Source organism: Pseudomonas sp., assembly GCF_030150285.1.
Lineage (GTDB): Bacteria > Pseudomonadota > Gammaproteobacteria > Pseudomonadales > Pseudomonadaceae > Aquipseudomonas.
Window position 1 is genome coordinate 37,634 of the sequence record NZ_JASLGE010000080.1, and the last position, 16,300, is coordinate 53,933.

Annotated in this window: 11 protein-coding genes; 1 reads left to right on the forward strand and 10 read right to left on the reverse strand. The window is 58.7% G+C overall.

The features are described from left to right. Window positions 1-65: 65 nt before the first annotated feature. From Q1W15_RS19295 to pilM, 10 genes are all read right to left on the reverse strand, one after another. Window positions 66-1,484: an FAD-dependent oxidoreductase gene (locus tag Q1W15_RS19295; protein WP_300731053.1), complete on the reverse strand. Its 1,419-nt coding sequence runs from the start codon at window positions 1,482-1,484 to the stop codon at window positions 66-68. A 125-nt stretch (window positions 1,485-1,609) separates the two neighbouring features. Next, window positions 1,610-6,058 (reverse strand): glutamate synthase large subunit, encoded by a 4,449-nt coding sequence (gene gltB / locus Q1W15_RS19300; RefSeq protein ID WP_300731054.1) that lies wholly within the window; start codon window positions 6,056-6,058, stop codon window positions 1,610-1,612. Window positions 6,059-6,390: 332 nt separating this feature from the next. Further along, window positions 6,391-7,968 carry an AAA family ATPase gene (locus Q1W15_RS19305; RefSeq protein ID WP_300731055.1) on the reverse strand — a complete coding sequence of 526 codons (1,578 nt, stop codon included), beginning with the start codon at window positions 7,966-7,968 and terminating at the stop codon, window positions 6,391-6,393. 10 nt (window positions 7,969-7,978) lie between these two features. After that, window positions 7,979-9,079 carry a 3-dehydroquinate synthase gene (gene aroB / locus Q1W15_RS19310; RefSeq protein ID WP_300731056.1) on the reverse strand — a complete coding sequence of 367 codons (1,101 nt, stop codon included), beginning with the start codon at window positions 9,077-9,079 and terminating at the stop codon, window positions 7,979-7,981. 149 nt (window positions 9,080-9,228) lie between these two features. Beyond that, on the reverse strand, window positions 9,229-9,747 hold the full coding sequence (gene aroK, locus Q1W15_RS19315; RefSeq protein ID WP_300731058.1) for a shikimate kinase AroK: 519 nt from the start codon (window positions 9,745-9,747) through the stop codon (window positions 9,229-9,231). Between the two features lie 4 nt (window positions 9,748-9,751). Beyond that, complete coding sequence (locus Q1W15_RS19320) at window positions 9,752-11,110, reverse strand: type IV pilus secretin PilQ (RefSeq protein WP_300731059.1); 1,359 nt, start codon at window positions 11,108-11,110, stop codon at window positions 9,752-9,754. Window positions 11,111-11,122: 12 nt separating this feature from the next. Next, entirely contained in the window at window positions 11,123-11,650 is a 528-nt protein-coding gene (locus Q1W15_RS19325; protein ID WP_300731060.1) for a pilus assembly protein PilP, read from the reverse strand. Continuing rightward, window positions 11,647-12,159: a type 4a pilus biogenesis protein PilO gene (locus tag Q1W15_RS19330; protein WP_300731061.1), complete on the reverse strand. Its 513-nt coding sequence runs from the start codon at window positions 12,157-12,159 to the stop codon at window positions 11,647-11,649. Before Q1W15_RS19330 ends, Q1W15_RS19325 begins: the two co-directional genes overlap by 4 nt. A 95-nt stretch (window positions 12,160-12,254) precedes the next feature. Continuing rightward, window positions 12,255-12,821, reverse strand: coding sequence for a PilN domain-containing protein (locus Q1W15_RS19335; protein ID WP_300731063.1), 567 nt, complete (start codon window positions 12,819-12,821; stop codon window positions 12,255-12,257). Next, a complete protein-coding gene (gene pilM, locus Q1W15_RS19340) occupies window positions 12,821-13,780 on the reverse strand; it encodes a type IV pilus biogenesis protein PilM (protein ID WP_300731065.1) in 960 nt (319 codons plus the stop codon). The genes Q1W15_RS19335 and pilM overlap by 1 nt, the downstream gene beginning before the upstream one ends. A gap of 202 nt (window positions 13,781-13,982) precedes the next feature. On the opposite strand from pilM, the gene Q1W15_RS19345 reads away from it, so the two are divergent. Beyond that, window positions 13,983-16,300, forward strand: a 2,318-nt coding sequence (locus Q1W15_RS19345; protein ID WP_300731066.1) for a penicillin-binding protein 1A, incomplete at its 3' end; no start/stop codon positions are given.

The following is a 16,300-nucleotide window of genomic DNA, read 5'->3' on the forward strand; positions in this document are numbered from 1 at the left end:
GCTTGCTCGCGGGCTTTTTAAAGATCAAAAGATCGCGAGACAAGCTCGCTCCTACAGGATTTAGGTTAAACGCCCAGGTAATCCATGATCCCTTCCGCTGCCGTACGGCCTTCGAAGATCGCGGTGACCACCAGGTCAGAACCGCGCACCATATCGCCACCAGCGAAGATCTTCGGGTGGCTGGTCTGGTGCTTGAACGGCGACTGCTCAGGCGCAATCACGCGGCCCTGGCTGTCGGTCGCGATGCTGAACTGCTCAAACCATGGGGCCGGGCTCGGGCGGAAACCGAACGCGATGATCACGGCGTCTGCCGGGATGATCTCTTCGGAACCCGGAATCGGCTCCGGGCTGCGACGGCCTCGGGCGTCCGGTTCGCCAAGACGGGTCTCGACCACTTTCACACCTTCAACCTTGCCTTCACCCACAATCGCAATCGGTTGACGGTTATAGAGGAATTTGACGCCTTCTTCCTTGGCGTTTTTAACCTCTTTACGCGAACCGGGCATGTTGGCTTCATCGCGACGGTACGCACAGGTCACCGATTTGGCACCCTGGCGGATCGAGGTACGGTTGCAGTCCATGGCCGTGTCGCCACCGCCCAGCACCACGACCTTTTTGCCTTTCATGTCGACGAAGTCTTCCGGCGACTTTTCAAAGCCCAGGTTGCGGTTGACGTTGGCGATCAAAAAATCCAGCGCGTCGTGCACGCCCGGCAAGTCTTCACCGGCAAAACCACCTTTCATGTAGGTGTAGGTGCCCATGCCCATAAAGACCGCGTCGTACTCGGCCAGCAGTTCTTCCATGCTGATGTCTTTGCCGATTTCGGTATTGAGGCGGAACTCGATCCCCATGCCGGTGAAGACTTCGCGACGATGGCTCAACACCGTTTTCTCAAGCTTGAACTCCGGAATACCGAAGGTCAGCAGGCCGCCGATTTCCGGGTTCTTGTCGAACACCACCGGGGTCACGCCGCCACGCACCAGCACGTCGGCACAACCCAGGCCCGCAGGCCCGGCACCGATGATCGCCACGCGCTTGCCCGTCGGCACCACTTTGGACATGTCCGGTCGCCAGCCCATGGCGAAAGCGGTGTCGGTGATGTACTTCTCGACCGAACCGATCGTGACCGCGCCAAAACCATCGTTGAGGGTGCAAGCGCCCTCGCACAGACGGTCTTGCGGGCACACCCGGCCACACACTTCGGGCAGGGTGTTGGTTTGGTGCGACAGTTCAGCGGCGGCGAGAATATTGCCCTCAGCCACCAGCTTGAGCCAGTTGGGAATGAAGTTATGCACAGGGCATTTCCATTCACAGTACGGGTTACCGCAACCCAGGCAGCGGTGGGCCTGGTCGGCCGACTGTTGGGGTTTGAAGGGTTCGTAGATTTCCACGAACTCTTTTTTGCGTTGACGCAACAGTTTCTTCTTCGGATCTTTGCGCCCGACATCGATGAATTGGAAGTCGTTACTTAGACGTTCGGCCATCTTCAAAACCTCTTTACGACAGCTACAAGCTTCAAGCTCATAGCTGCAAGACAAACACGTTTACCGGTACACCGCATTCTGCGTTCAAGCTTGCAGCTTGAAGCTGCAAGCTTGCCCCTGCATCGTTATTGCGGATTGGCACGGATGCTGGAAAGCAACGTTTTCAAGCTGGCAGCCTTAGGCTTGACCATCCAGAAACGACGCAGGTAATCATCGAGGTTTTCCGCGAGATTACGGCCCCACTCGCTGTTGGTTTCCTCAACGTATTCGTCCAGCACGTGTTGCAGGTGGTTGCGATAGGCTTCCATCGCTTCACCGCTGATACGTTGAATTTCCACCAGTTCGTGGTTCACCTTGTCGACGAAGGTGTTGTCCTGATCCAGCACGTAGGCGAAACCGCCTGTCATGCCAGAGCCGAAGTTGTAACCGGTTTTGCCCAAGACACAGACAAAGCCGCCCGTCATGTATTCGCAGCAATGGTCGCCCGTGCCTTCAACCACGGTGTGCGCGCCGGAGTTACGCACGGCGAAACGCTCGCCTGCGGTGCCGGCGGCGAACAACTTGCCGCCGGTGGCACCGTACAAGCAGGTGTTGCCGATAATGGCGCTGTCCTGGGTTTTGTAGACGCTGCCTACTGGCGGCACAATCACCAGCTTGCCGCCAGTCATGCCTTTGCCCACGTAATCGTTGGCGTCACCTTCCAGGTACAGGTTCAAACCACCGGCGTTCCACACACCAAAGCTCTGACCGGCAGTGCCTTTGAAGCGGAAGGTGATCGGTGCCTTGGCCATGCCCTGGTTGCCGTGGGCACGGGCGATTTCACCCGAGATCCGCGCACCAATGGAGCGGTCGCAGTTGCAGATATCGAGTGCAAACTCAGCACCGCTCAGGTCGTTGATGGCCGAGCGCGCCATGTCGAGCATTTGCTCGGCCAGCAAGCCTTTATCGAACGGCGGGTTGCGGTCCACCTGGCAGAACTGCGGCTTGTCGGCAGGCACGTTGTCGCTGCCCAGCAACGGCGTCAGGTCGAGATGGTTCTGCTTGGCGGTTTCGCCCGGCAAAATATCCAGCAAGTCAGTACGCCCGATCAGCTCTTCGAGGCTGCGCACGCCCAGCTTGGCCAGCCACTCGCGGGTTTCTTCAGCCACATAGGTGAAGAAGTTGACCACCATGTCGACGGTGCCGATGTAGTGGTTTTTACGCAGCGATTCGTTCTGGGTGGCCACACCGGTCGCGCAGTTGTTGAGGTGGCAAATACGCAGGTATTTGCAGCCCAGCGCGATCATTGGCGCGGTACCGAAGCCGAAGCTTTCAGCGCCGAGGATGGCGGCCTTGATCACATCCAGGCCGGTTTTCAGGCCGCCGTCGGTCTGCACCCGCACTTTGCCTCGCAAGTCGTTGCCGCGCAGGGTCTGGTGGGTTTCCGCCAAGCCCAGCTCCCACGGTGCGCCCGCGTATTTGATCGAGGTCAGCGGCGATGCGCCGGTGCCGCCGTCATAACCGGAAATGGTGATCAGGTCGGCGTAGGCCTTGGCCACGCCAGCGGCGATGGTGCCGACGCCCGCTTCGGCCACCAGCTTCACCGAAACCAGCGCTTTGGGGTTGACCTGCTTGAGGTCGAAAATCAGTTGCGACAAGTCTTCAATAGAATAGATGTCGTGATGTGGCGGTGGCGAAATCAGGGTCACACCGGGTACGGCATAGCGCAGCTTGGCGATCAGGCCGTTTACTTTGCCGCCTGGCAGTTGCCCGCCCTCGCCCGGCTTGGCACCTTGGGCAACCTTGATTTGCAGCACTTCGGCGTTAACCAGGTATTCCGGGGTGACGCCAAAACGGCCGGTGGCCACTTGTTTGATTTTCGAGCTTTTGATCGTGCCGTAACGCGCCGGGTCTTCGCCGCCTTCACCGGAGTTGGAGCGTGCGCCCAAGCGGTTCATCGCTTCGGCCAAGGCTTCGTGCGCTTCTGGCGACAAGGCCCCCAGTGAGATGCCCGCTGAGTCGAAACGCTTGAGGATCGACTCCAGTGGCTCAATCTCTTCGATCGCCAGCGGGGTTTCCAGGGTTTTGACCTGCAACAAGTCACGGATCATCGACACCGGGCGCTTGTCGACCAGCGTTGTGTATTCCTTGAACTTGCTGTAGTCGCCCTGCTGCACAGCCGCTTGCAGGGTAGCCACCACGTCCGGGTTGTAGGCGTGGTACTCGCCACCGTGCACGTACTTGAGCAGGCCACCTTGCTGAATGGGCTTGCGTGCGCTCCAGGCTTCGGCTGCCAGCAATTTTTGCTCGGCTTCCAGATCGACAAAACGGGCACCTTTCAGGCGGCTTGGCACGCCACGGAAGCTCAAGTCGCACACTTCTTCCGACAGGCCAATGGCTTCAAACAACTGCGCACCGCGGTAGGACGCAATGGTCGAGATGCCCATCTTTGAGAGGATCTTGAGCAAGCCCTTGGTGATGCCTTTACGGTAGTTCTTGAACACTTCGTAAAGGTCGCCCAGCACTTCGCCGGTACGGATCAAGTCACCCAGCACTTCATACGCCAGGAACGGGTACACCGCCGAAGCACCGAAGCCGATCAACACGGCAAAGTGGTGCGGGTCACGCGCGGTCGCCGTTTCGACCAGGATGTTGCTGTCGCAGCGCAGGCCTTTTTCCGTCAGGCGGTGGTGAACAGCACCCACGGCCAGAGCGGCGTGAACCGGCAGCTTGCCCGGTGCGATATGGCGGTCGCTCAGCACAATCTGGGTGCGGCCCGCACGAGCGGCTTCTTCAGCCTGGTCCGCGATATGACGCACAGCCGCTTCAAGGCCCAACGCCTGGTCGTAGTTGAGGTCGATGATCTGACGCTCAAAACCCGGCAGATCCAGGTTCATCAACGAACGCCATTTGGCCGGCGAGATCACCGGCGAGCTGAGGATGACGCGTGAAGCGTGTTCCGGCGACTCCTGGAAAATATTGCGCTCGGCACCGAGGCAGATTTCCAGCGACATGACGATGGCTTCACGCAGCGGGTCGATCGGCGGGTTAGTGACCTGCGCGAACTGCTGGCGGAAGTAGTCGTACGGTGTGCGCACGCGCTGAGACAGCACGGCCATTGGCGTGTCGTCACCCATGGAGCCCACGGCTTCGTAGCCTTGCTCACCGAGCGGGCGCAGTACCTGGTCGCGCTCTTCGAACGTGACTTGGTACATCTTCATGTATTGCTTGAGCTGGTCGACGTCGTAAAACGCAGAGCCGTGGTCATTGTCCTCAATAGTGGCCTGAATGCGCAGGGCATTCTTGCGCAGCCACTGTTTGTACGGGTGGCGCGACTTCAAGCGGTTGTCGATGGCGTCAGTGTCCAGCACCTGACCGGTTTCGGTGTCAACGGCGAGGATCTGACCCGGGCCTACGCGGCCTTTGGCAATCACGTCTTGCGGCTGGTAGTTCCACACGCCGATTTCCGACGCGATGGTGATGTAGCCGTTCGTGGTGGTGACCCAACGCGCAGGCCGCAGGCCGTTACGGTCAAGCAGGCAGACCGCGTAGCGGCCATCGGTCATGACCACTCCCGCCGGGCCGTCCCACGGCTCCATGTGCATGGAGTTGTACTCATAGAACGCCCGCAGGTCGGGGTCCATGGTTTCAACGTTCTGCCATGCAGGCGGAATCAACATGCGCACGCCACGGAACAGGTCAATGCCGCCGGTGACCATCAACTCCAGCATGTTGTCCATGCTGGAGGAGTCAGAACCCACGCGGTTAACCAGCGGGCCGAGCTCGTCCAGATCACCGATCAGGTCATTGGCGAACTTGGTGCGACGGGCCACTGCCCAGTTGCGGTTGCCAGTGATGGTGTTGATCTCGCCGTTGTGGGCGAGAAAACGGAAGGGTTGTGCCAGCGGCCATTTCGGCAGGGTATTGGTGGAGAAGCGCTGGTGGAACACGCAGATGGCGGTTTTCAGGCGCTCATCACTCAGGTCCGGATAAAAGGCGGTGAGATCCGCCGGCATCATCAGGCCTTTATAAATGATGGTCTTGTGAGAAAAGCTGCAGATGTAGTGATCGGTGTCCGCTGCGTTGGCCACCGAAGAACGGCGCCGGGCGCTGAACAGCTTGATCGCCATGTCCTGATCGCTGAGGCCGTCGCCTGCGATGAACACTTGCTCGATTTGTGGCAAACGCTCCAGCGCCAGACGACCCAGCACGCGGGTGTCGATCGGTACTTTGCGCCAGCCCACCACGTGCAGGCCCGCCGCAAGGATTTCGCGGTTCATATGGGCGCGGGCCGCTTCAGCCTTAATGGGGTCCTGGTTAAAAAACACCATGCCGACGGCGTATTGCTTGGGCAAATCGGTGCCGAACTGTTCTTTGGCGACTGCACGCAAGAACTGATCGGGCTTTTGAATCAGCAGGCCACAACCGTCACCGGTCTTGCCATCTGCGTTGATCCCACCGCGGTGGGTCATGCAGGTTAGGGCCTCAATGGCGGTTTGCAAGAGGGTATGGCTGGGTTCGCCCTGCATATGGGCAATCAGGCCGAAACCACAGTTATCCTTGAATTCATCGGGGTGGTACAGACCTGCTTTCATAGACACTTTCTCACCAGGCTGCCCCAAAAAGGGGCAAATTTCTTTTTAATTCAACCACATGCATCCCGCGCTGAACGTGCGCCAGCTTGGCAAGAGCAAAAGGGTGGTCATTCTACACACCGTCACAAAGACCCACAAATTAAGCGGCGATTAACCGTAAACTTATGTCGCATTTATGAAGGTTTAAAGCGATTAGCTGTGCTAGTCAAAACATTTTTAATGTTGACCGCCGCACAGCGCAGATACCACAAGGCACACGGCTTGAAAAGCCGCATGCTCAGGCGAATATTTTGATGGGCTAGAACGGCGACCTGGGTAAGGTCGCCGGGTCATCAGCGAGCTGCTGCCAGCTCTTGTTGTACGCTGGCGACAGTGCGAGGCCAAGGTTTACCAGCCTGCGTCTTGGCTGGCAAGTTTTTGATTGCCGCAGTGGCCGCGGCATGGCTTGGGAAGTTGCCGTAGGTGACAACGAAGAACGGTTTACCGTTGAGGGTTTTCTTGAAGTAACGAGACTCGCCACCCAACTCTTTCACCACATTTTGCGCAGACGCTTCGGAACTGGTACCGACGACTTGCACCACGTAATTACCCGTTGGTTGGCTGGTGTACCAGCTAGCGCCCGGCGCAGGCTTGGTGCCAGCGACTGGCTTCTCGACAGGCTTGACCACCGGTTTTGGCGCAGGCGTCGGGGTGGCAACGGGCTTGGTCACGGGTGCAGGTGCAGGCTTGGCCGTAGCAACCGCAGGCGCAGGCGCTGGTCGCGGAGCAGCCACTGGGGCTGGACCTGCCGGGACACCCACCGGAGGCGCAGTGGTGGTGACCGTAGGCGGCTGGGAAACACCGCCATCAACGGCAGGCGCGCCCCCATCATCGCCTTCATAAATACCGCCCGCGGCTTCCGCCAGCGGCCCACGCATCACCGGCTGCGACTGACCGACCAGCGGCAACGGCATGGGCTGCGATGAGCCGGCGAAATCAACCGATGGCCCTGAGCCGCTTTTCGGTGCGGCCTGCCCCAATTGCGTCTGCTCTTCAGTTGAAGGGCTCGGTGACTTCCCGCGACCTGGAATCATAACGGCGGCGGCAACCGCCACGACGACGACGGCAGCGATGGCCATTACGTGTTTTTTCGGCATCTTGAACCCCATACTTGGTCGCTTGACCGCTGAGCGGCTGGCAATCATGACTTCGATCATTGCATCACGGGCGACCTGGTTAATCACACCGGGCCAACCTTCGGAGCTCTCGTGTATAGCTGAGAGTTGCTGTGCGTTAAAGAGTTCGATTCCGGCACCCGCCCCCTCAAGCCGCTGAGCCAGGTATTCGCGGGTCTCTTCTTCGGTGTACGGTTGCAGCTCGATCACATGGAAGCGTTCTTCACCCGCACTCAGTTGCTCCAGGCCGGCAATCATTGACGGCTCGCCGAACAGGAACACATGCGGACGGCCTTCCGGCGCCCCGGCTGCCAGCGCCAGCAGCGCTGCGAGTGCCGATTCATCAAGCTGCTCGGCATCGTCGACCAGCAGGTACACTTCTTGGCCGGTCAGCGCCAATTGCACCACTTGCGCCAGAATCGCGCCCACATCGGCACGCGCCGCGTTCAGGGTTTGTGCGACTTGACGCAAGATACCGGCGGCATCACCCGCTCCGCGCGCCGATACCACCACACTCTGCACAGACTGCTTGTTCGTGCTGGCGACCAGCGCCTGGCGCAGCAGGGTTTTGCCACTGCCTTCAGGCCCGGTAACCACCAGCAGCAACTGACTGTAGCGAGCAAGGTGATGCAACTGCCCCAGCACCGGTTTGCGCTGCGCAGGGAAAAACTTGAAGCCCGGCACCCGAGGTGCAAAAGGGTCGTGGTTCAGTTGGAAGTGACCGAGGAACGCCTCGTCGGCATGCAAACTAGTCATCGGAATTTTATTAACCTTTAAGCTGAGCCAGCACACGGTAATCCGCACGCAGCGTGGCTTGGAGAACCTCGAGTGGATAATCGTCAGTCACTGTGGCTTCGCCCATGCGACGCAGCAGCACCAGCCGCAAACGACCGTCGATTACTTTTTTATCAACCGCCATGTGCTGCATGAAGTCGGCTTCGGTCATTTCGGCAGGCGGTACCACAGGCAAACCCGCGCGCTGGAACAGGCGAATGCCACGATCGCGCTCTGCATCCGTGATCCAGCCCAGGCGCGCAGACATTTCCAGCGCCATCACGGTGCCTGCTGCCACTGCCTCGCCATGTAGCCACACGCCGTACCCCATATGGGTTTCAATGGCATGGCCAAAGGTATGGCCGAGGTTGAGCGTGGCGCGCACCCCCGACTCGCGCTCATCGGCCCCCACCACAGCTGCCTTCGCAGCACAGGAGCGCTGTATCGCCGTGGTCAGGGTCGCCTGATCGAGGCCACGCAAAGCGTCCATGTTCTCTTCAAGCCAGGTCAGGAACGGCTCATCGCAGATCAGACCGTATTTGATGACCTCGGCGAGCCCGGCGGACAATTCTCGGGCCGGGAGGGTGTTGAGGGTCTGAGTATCAATCAGCACCAGATTGGGCTGATAAAAAGCACCGACCATGTTTTTGCCCAGCGGGTGGTTGATACCGGTTTTGCCGCCCACCGACGAATCGACCTGGGACAGCAACGTCGTCGGCACCTGAATGAAGTCAACCCCGCGCTGATAGCACGACGCTGCAAAACCGGCCATGTCGCCAATCACACCGCCACCCAAGGCAATGACCGTGGTGCGACGGTCATGACGTGCGGTCAGCAGGCCATCGAACACCAACTGCAGGGTTTCCCAGTTCTTGAACGACTCGCCATCAGGCAGCTCGATCGATAACACCGAATACCCTGCCAGGCTGCGGGTCAGACGCTCAAGATAGAGTGGCGCAACGGTTTTATTGGTCACAATCGCCACTTGGCGACCACCGATATGCGGGGCCAGCAACTCAGGCTGATCCAACAAACCTTCGCCAATATGAATCGGGTAGCTACGCTCGCCTAAATCAACCTTCAGTGTCTGCATGAATCCCCGCGTTGAAGCGGGACGCCAACGACCCGCTTCGCAATTATCAAGTGATGGCTGCATCGCGTGCAGATGCAACCCAATAGCCTTTAGCCATACCGCTGAACGGGCATGGCTGGCACCGAGGATAGCGCATTTCGTACCCCACTTTAACGGGGGGGAAGGCGCGCCAGACGTTCAAGAATATCCAGAACCACCATTCGCGGTGGCCGCTCATCGGTTTCAACCACAAGGTCAGCGATTTCGCGATAAAGCGGGTCACGCAAGGCGAGTAAGTCACGCAGGGTTTTCTCGGGATTTGCCGTGCGCAACAAGGGCCGATTGCGGTCACGGGCAGTGCGCGCGACCTGCTGTTCGACACAAGCATGCAGGTAAACCACTCGCCCTCCGGCGCGCAACGCCGTGCGGTTTTCGGGCCGCATAACTGCGCCCCCCCCCGTCGCCAGCACCACGCCTTCTGCCGCGCAGAGTTCAGCGATCATCGCTGCTTCTCGGTCGCGAAAGCCCGGCTCGCCTTCTTTATCGAAGATCCACGGAATATTTGCACCCGTGCGCACTTCGATTTCCTTATCGGAATCCTTGAACGGCAGGTGCAGCTCTTTGGCCAGCAAACGACCGATGGTGCTTTTACCAGCCCCCATTGGCCCAACAAGAATCAAATTTCTCACAGAATCAATGACTCACAGCAGTCGCCTGGTTGTTCATGATACGCGGAGTCAGGAACACCAGCAGTTCGGATTTTTTTTCCAGGACAACGTCTTTACGGAAAAGTCGGCCAACATACGGTAGATCGCCTAAAAATGGCACTTTATCTACCACTTTGCTTTGAGTTTTTGAGAAAACGCCTCCAATCACGATGGTTTCACCGTCCTTGACCAGCACTTTGGCCTGCACTTCGTTCTTCTTGATGGGCGGCACATCGTTGACCATGTTCGCGTAGTCAGGCTCATCCTTGGTCACCACCACAGCCATGAGGACGCTGTTGTCCGGAGTGATCTGAGGCGTGACCTCCAACGACAGCGAGGCCTCTTTGAATGACACCGAGGTGGCCCCACTGGAGCTGGACTCCTGATACGGAATCTGAGTGCCTTTCAGAATTTTGGCTGTTTCCTTGTCCGACGTGACAACCTTGGGCTGGGAGATAATTTCACCATTGCCGGTTTTTTCCATGGCACTCAATTCCAGGTCCAGCAGCACGTTGTTGCTGATAAAGGCAATGCCCACCCCTGACGTAGCACCCTTGGCCCCCAAGTCCACAAAAGGGGCACTCTGAACCCCCGAATCATTGCCCGAGCCTTCAGGCCTGACGCCACCTGCCCGCCAGTTTCCACCCACACGCAGACTCCCACCCCAGCGCACGCCCAGGCTTTTCTCAAAGTCCACGCCGGCCTCAACAATACGCGCCTCAATCAGCACTTGGCGTACCGGCACGTCCAGTTGAGCCACGATGCGCCGCAACTCGTCGAGGCGTTCCTCGGTCTGCAAGGCAATGATGTGATTGGTGCGCTCGTCCACCGTGACAGAGCCGCGCTCGTTGCCACCGGCCTGCGCCCCCGCCACAGACTGGAATAACGCGGCAATACTCGCCGCTTTCGCGTGATTGACCTGTACCAGTTCACGGCGCAAAGGTGCCAGGTCGGCCAACTGATTGCGGGCCTCCAGCGCCAACCGCTCACGGGCAGCCACCTCTTCTGCGGGAGCAATCCACATCACATTGCCCTGCTGAAGTTTTTCAAGCCCTTTGCTTTTGAGCACCAGGTCAAGTGCCTGATCCCACGGGACCTCTTGAAGATTGAGGGTAATACTGCCCTGCACCGCGTCGCTAACCACCAGGTTGAAACCTGTAAAATCCGCCAGCAACTGCAACACCGTGCGCACTTCAATCGCTTGAAAATTCAATGACAGCTTGTCCCCGACAAAGCCGGGAGCCGCTGCCTGTGAGGGGGAATCGCGAGGCGCCATGGCCAGCACCATCGGTGAATTCAGCGCACTCCATAGCGCCAGCCCACAGACCGGGAAAATCCTTTTCATACTGTATTTCCGTTAAGACTGCTGTTTTAGAGGGATCGCCAAGGTTCTTTCCAACCATCCGCCCCGGCCATCCGAAATCACTTCAAACACTTCAACGCGAGTTGCTTCAATCGAGACGATCTGGCCGTTGTTGCGACCCAGGTAATCCCCTACTTTCAAGCGATGAACAACGCCCTGCGCACGCATCAAGGCATTCGCCCCGTGGTCATTGGACAGCGTGCCAACCATCTCGAATTGCTCAAGACCCAGGCTTTCCAGAAACGCCCTCGCTCTAAGCGTCTCTTCATCCGACCCTGCAAGGCTTACCTTCCACGTGCCAGCGCTGTCACCATGGAACTCCTGAAAAGGGCTGCGCAAGCCCGCCGCGCCATATTCGACGATGCTCATGGGCTCCGCACTCCGAACAGGGGCCACAGCTTGCCCCGGGCGCGCCTGCACGGCTTGCAAGTACGTTTGCAGAAGGTCGATGTCGCGCGTGTCATCGCACCCCGACAACGCCACCGCCAGCCCGACGCACATCAGTTGAACGTAAACACTCATGGGATCAATCCTTGATCGTGCGTGCGGTAGGTTCTGGCCAGCAGCGTCATGCGCAACGGGCCATCACTGAGCGGTGCCAACGAGAAATCATGCACGGTCACAATCCGTGGGAAATGCGTCAAACCACTGATAAACCGCCCCATATCGTGATACCCGCCAACGAGCGTCAATTGCAGGGGCAGTTCGATATAGAAGGGTTGAAGAACTTGCGGCAACCACTGAATGCTCTCAACCTCCAGGCCACTGGCTAGCCCAAGGCGCGACACATCTTCAAGCAGGTCGGGGACTTCAGCCTGACTGGGGAGCTGTTTCAATAACGCCCCAAGAGCCGCTTCCAGGGCCTGCAGGTGCAACATGTGGCTATCCAGGCTCGCCACCTGCGCAGCTTTAACCTCGAACTCGGCTTTAAGCCCGGTTTCAGCCAAACGCTGCTGCTCAAGCCGTGCCAAAGGTGCCTGGAGAAGCACACACCCCAACGTCAGCAATAGCCCCACGGACAACAGGGCCACACCAACCTGCCGCTTTAACGACCACGCCCCCGAACGCCGAACATCAAGCGCCTGCATATCGAGACCGTGCCCCAACAGCAGCCCACGCAGCGCCCTCAAAAGTGAGTCCCCGTGCGCGCATGGTGAGTTTGTTGCACGGTCATCTGAAACAGCTGTTCAGGCCCATCGGGGCGCGCCGGGCCCGCTTTAACATCAATCAGTGCAGGTGTTTCCAGCCAATGCGAGGCGTCCAGATTGCGCATCAACTCAGCAACGAGATTATTGGACCGGGCCACCCCGGTGATAACGATGGTGTGCTCTGTCATTTTGACATCAGTGAAATGCACCCCGTCAGGCAGGCTGCGCGCCAACTGCTCAAGGATAATCCCGCTGTCCGAGCGATTACCCTGAAGCGTCTCGATCGTTTGCATGCGCTCCAGCAATTGTTCTCGACGCACTTTCAACTGATCGATCTGCTGAGCCCGCCCATCGAGCTGCACCATCGAACTTCTGATCAGATCATTACGCACAAGCTGGCGCTCTACTGCCCGATCGATAAAGCGATCAATCGCCAGCAGCCCTCCTAGCGTCACTGCCAGCAAAGCCGCCAGTACAATCAAAAAGCGTTTGCGCCTTTTTTCGCGTAACACAGCGCGCCACGGCAATAAGTTGATTCTTGCCATCAATCAAACCCTCTTATGGCCAAGCCGCAAGCAGTCAACAACCTTGAAGCATCACCGCGCAAGGTATCAGGCGTGAGTACCGGGTTGAGGGCCATGGTTGCAAACGGGTTGGCCAACTGTGTCGGCAGCCCGCACTGCCCTTCAATCCATACACCCAACATTGCTGGCAATGGGTTTTCGCCGTTCAGCAGAATCGAGCTGACAACCCCTCCAGTGCCGGACTCGGCAAACAGCGCAAGCCCGCGTCCGAGGTGCTCGAGTGCAGCCACTTTAAACGCCTCGTCATCAAGGCCGTCAGAACCGAAGAGTAACTCACGGGAATAGATCACCTGCTCTCGGCTTACCACGCTCAGCAGCGTCGTGCGCAAGCCAAAGTCGACCACAGCTATTGCCCGGGAGGATTGCGCACCCGCCAGCACGCCAACAGCACGCGCCAAGCCATGGGCCTGAACGGTAATCACGCGTTCACTCAACCCGGCACGATTCAAAACGGTTTGATACCACGCCAATGTCGCCTGACGGCAAACAACTAACAACACATCAGATCGCCCCGGATAATTGTGCGAACGCCCTTGCACCTCAAAGTCCAGCGCCATGTCCTCAAGACCATAAGGAACGTGCTGTTCAGCCTCAAGGCGCACATAGAGTTCAAGATCATCGCCCGTCAAATCAGCCTCTACCGCCAGGGTCTTACTGGTCGCCAGAGCGTCAGGAACCGCCACAACGGCCTGTCTAGCAAGCACATCCGCCTTTTCCAATGCGTTGGTCAACACCACAGCGACACTTTTGGGATCTGCGCTGGTCAGATCGCCTGAGGGCTTGATGAGCAACGGTTCAATGGCATAGGCCTCAAGCGTAAACACACTGCGTGAACGGCGCAATTCGACGATTTTTATCGATTGAGCACTGATATCGATGCCCACGCGGCGCTGAGATGTCTTGCTGAAAAATCCGGGCACGGCTGTTTTCCCTAATGCAATCCGTCACTTACGGAGGGTAAAAAATGAGATCCGTTCAGAACCCCTTCTGACATGCGGCCCATGACGCCCATGATCGAAAAATGCTTATAATGCCGGGCGATTTTTCCCGTACTGTCGACCCGCGCCGCCGCGCACTACTATGACGTGCACATCTATTCCTTAATCTGGAAATCCAAAAGCCTTGATTCGTCTGCTGAAGTTTTTCGGGTGGTCTTTCGTTGCTGTTATCTGCGGGCTTTTGCTCGTGTTAAGCGGCGCGTTTCTCTATCTTAGTCCTGGCTTGCCGTCCGTAGAGTCGTTGAGAAGCATCCAGTTGCAGATTCCTTTGCGGGTTTACACCAGCGACGGGAAATTAATTGCAGAGTTTGGCGAAATGCGCCGCTCGCCCATCAAATTCGCCGACATTCCCCCCAATTTCATTAATGCCCTGCTTTCCGCAGAAGATGATAATTTCGCCAATCACTATGGGGTCGACCCCAGCAGCCTGATGCGCGCCGCGACACAACTGGTAAAAAGCGGACACATTCAGTCAGGCGGCAGCACGATCACCATGCAGGTGGCGAAGAACTATTTCCTGTCCAGTGAGCGGAGCTTTTCCCGTAAGACCAACGAAATCCTGTTGGCGCTGGAAATTGAGCGTGAGCTGACCAAGGACGAAATCCTTGAGCTGTACGTGAACAAAATTTATCTGGGCAACCGTGCTTACGGTATTGAGTCTGCGGCCCAGGTTTACTACGGCAAGTCCATTCGCGACCTCAGCCTGGCGCAGATGGCAATGATTGCCGGCCTGCCCAAAGCACCCTCACGCTTCAACCCGCTCGCCAACCCGGTCCGCAGCAAAGAACGCCGCGACTGGATCCTGGGCCGCATGTACAAGCTGGGCAAGATCGACCTGGCCAGCTATGAAGCCGCTATCGCTGAGCCGGTCGACGCCAGCTATCACGTCCCTACGCCCGAAGTCAGTGCGCCCTATATTGCTGAAATGGCACGCGCCGAAATGGTCGGCCGCTACGGAAGCGAGGCTTACACCGAGGGCTATCGCGTGACCACCACGGTACCGAGCGACCTTCAGGGCCTGGCCAATACGGCGGTCCACGAAGGCCTGATGGCCTACGACCAACGCCACGGCTATCGAGGCCCGGAGTCGCGATTCCCTGGCAAAACCCGCGAGGCCTGGGCACAAGATCTCACCAAGCAGCGCCCCTTCAGCGGTCTTGAGCCCGCCATCGTGACCGAGGTCGACAAAAATGGCCTGCAGGTGCTGACCCGTACCGGCGAGGCGCAGGTGCCGTGGGACAGCATGAAATGGGCACGACGCTTCCTGAACACCAACAGCATGGGGCCGGTACCTAAACAACCTTCGGATGTAGCTCAGGTCGGCGATCTGATCCGCGTCCAGCCACAAGCCGATGGCAGCCTGAAATTTAGCCAGATCCCTAGCGTGCAGGGTGCTCTGGTCTCGCTTGATCCGGACAACGGTGCCATTCGCGCGCTGGTGGGCGGCTTCGCTTTCGAGCAGAGTAACTACAACCGTGCGATGCAAGCCAAGCGCCAGCCGGGCTCAAGCTTCAAGCCTTTCATCTATAGCGCCGCGCTGGATAACGGTTACACCGCCGCCACACTGGTCAATGATGCACCCATCGTATTTGTTGACGAGTACCTGGATAAAGTCTGGCGCCCGAAGAACGACACCAACACCTTCCTGGGCCCGATTCGCGTGCGCGAAGCCCTGTACAAGTCGCGCAACCTGGTCTCGATTCGCTTGCTGCAGAGCTTGGGCGTGGACCGCACCATCGACTACATCAGCAAGTTCGGCTTCAACAAACAGGACCTGCCGAACAACCTCTCGCTGGCCCTGGGCACCGCCACGCTGACGCCGATGGAAATCGCCACCGGCTGGAGCGTGTTCGCCAACGGCGGCTTCAAGGTCACACCGTACCTGATCGACAAGATCGAAAGCCGTAGCGGCGACACCCTGTTCACCGCCAACCCGCCGAGCGTACCGCCGGATGACGTTGCCAGCTCTTCACCGATTCCGGCACCTGCCGCCACCGACGCGCCAATCGCCAGCGCCGATGCGACGGGTACTGCGCCTGCTGCCCCTGCCACCGGCACCGGCAACGACGCCAGCCCGGCGCTGACCAGCGCTCCAGGTGCCCCGGCCTATGCGCCGAGGATCATGGACGGGCGCACCACCTTTATCCTCAACAGCATGCTCGAGGACGTGATCAAGCTGGGTACCGGCCGCCGCGCACTGGCGCTGGGCCGTCCGGACATCGCCGGCAAGACCGGCACCACCAACGACTCCAAGGACGCCTGGTTTTCCGGCTACAACGCCGACTACATGACCACTGTGTGGACTGGCTTCGACCAGCCCGAAACCCTGGGCCGTCGCGAGTTCGGTGGCACCGTGGCGCTGCCGATCTGGATGGACTACATGGGCGCCGCCCTGAAGGACAAGCCAGCCCACACCCAGGCCGAGCCTGAAGGCATCGTCAG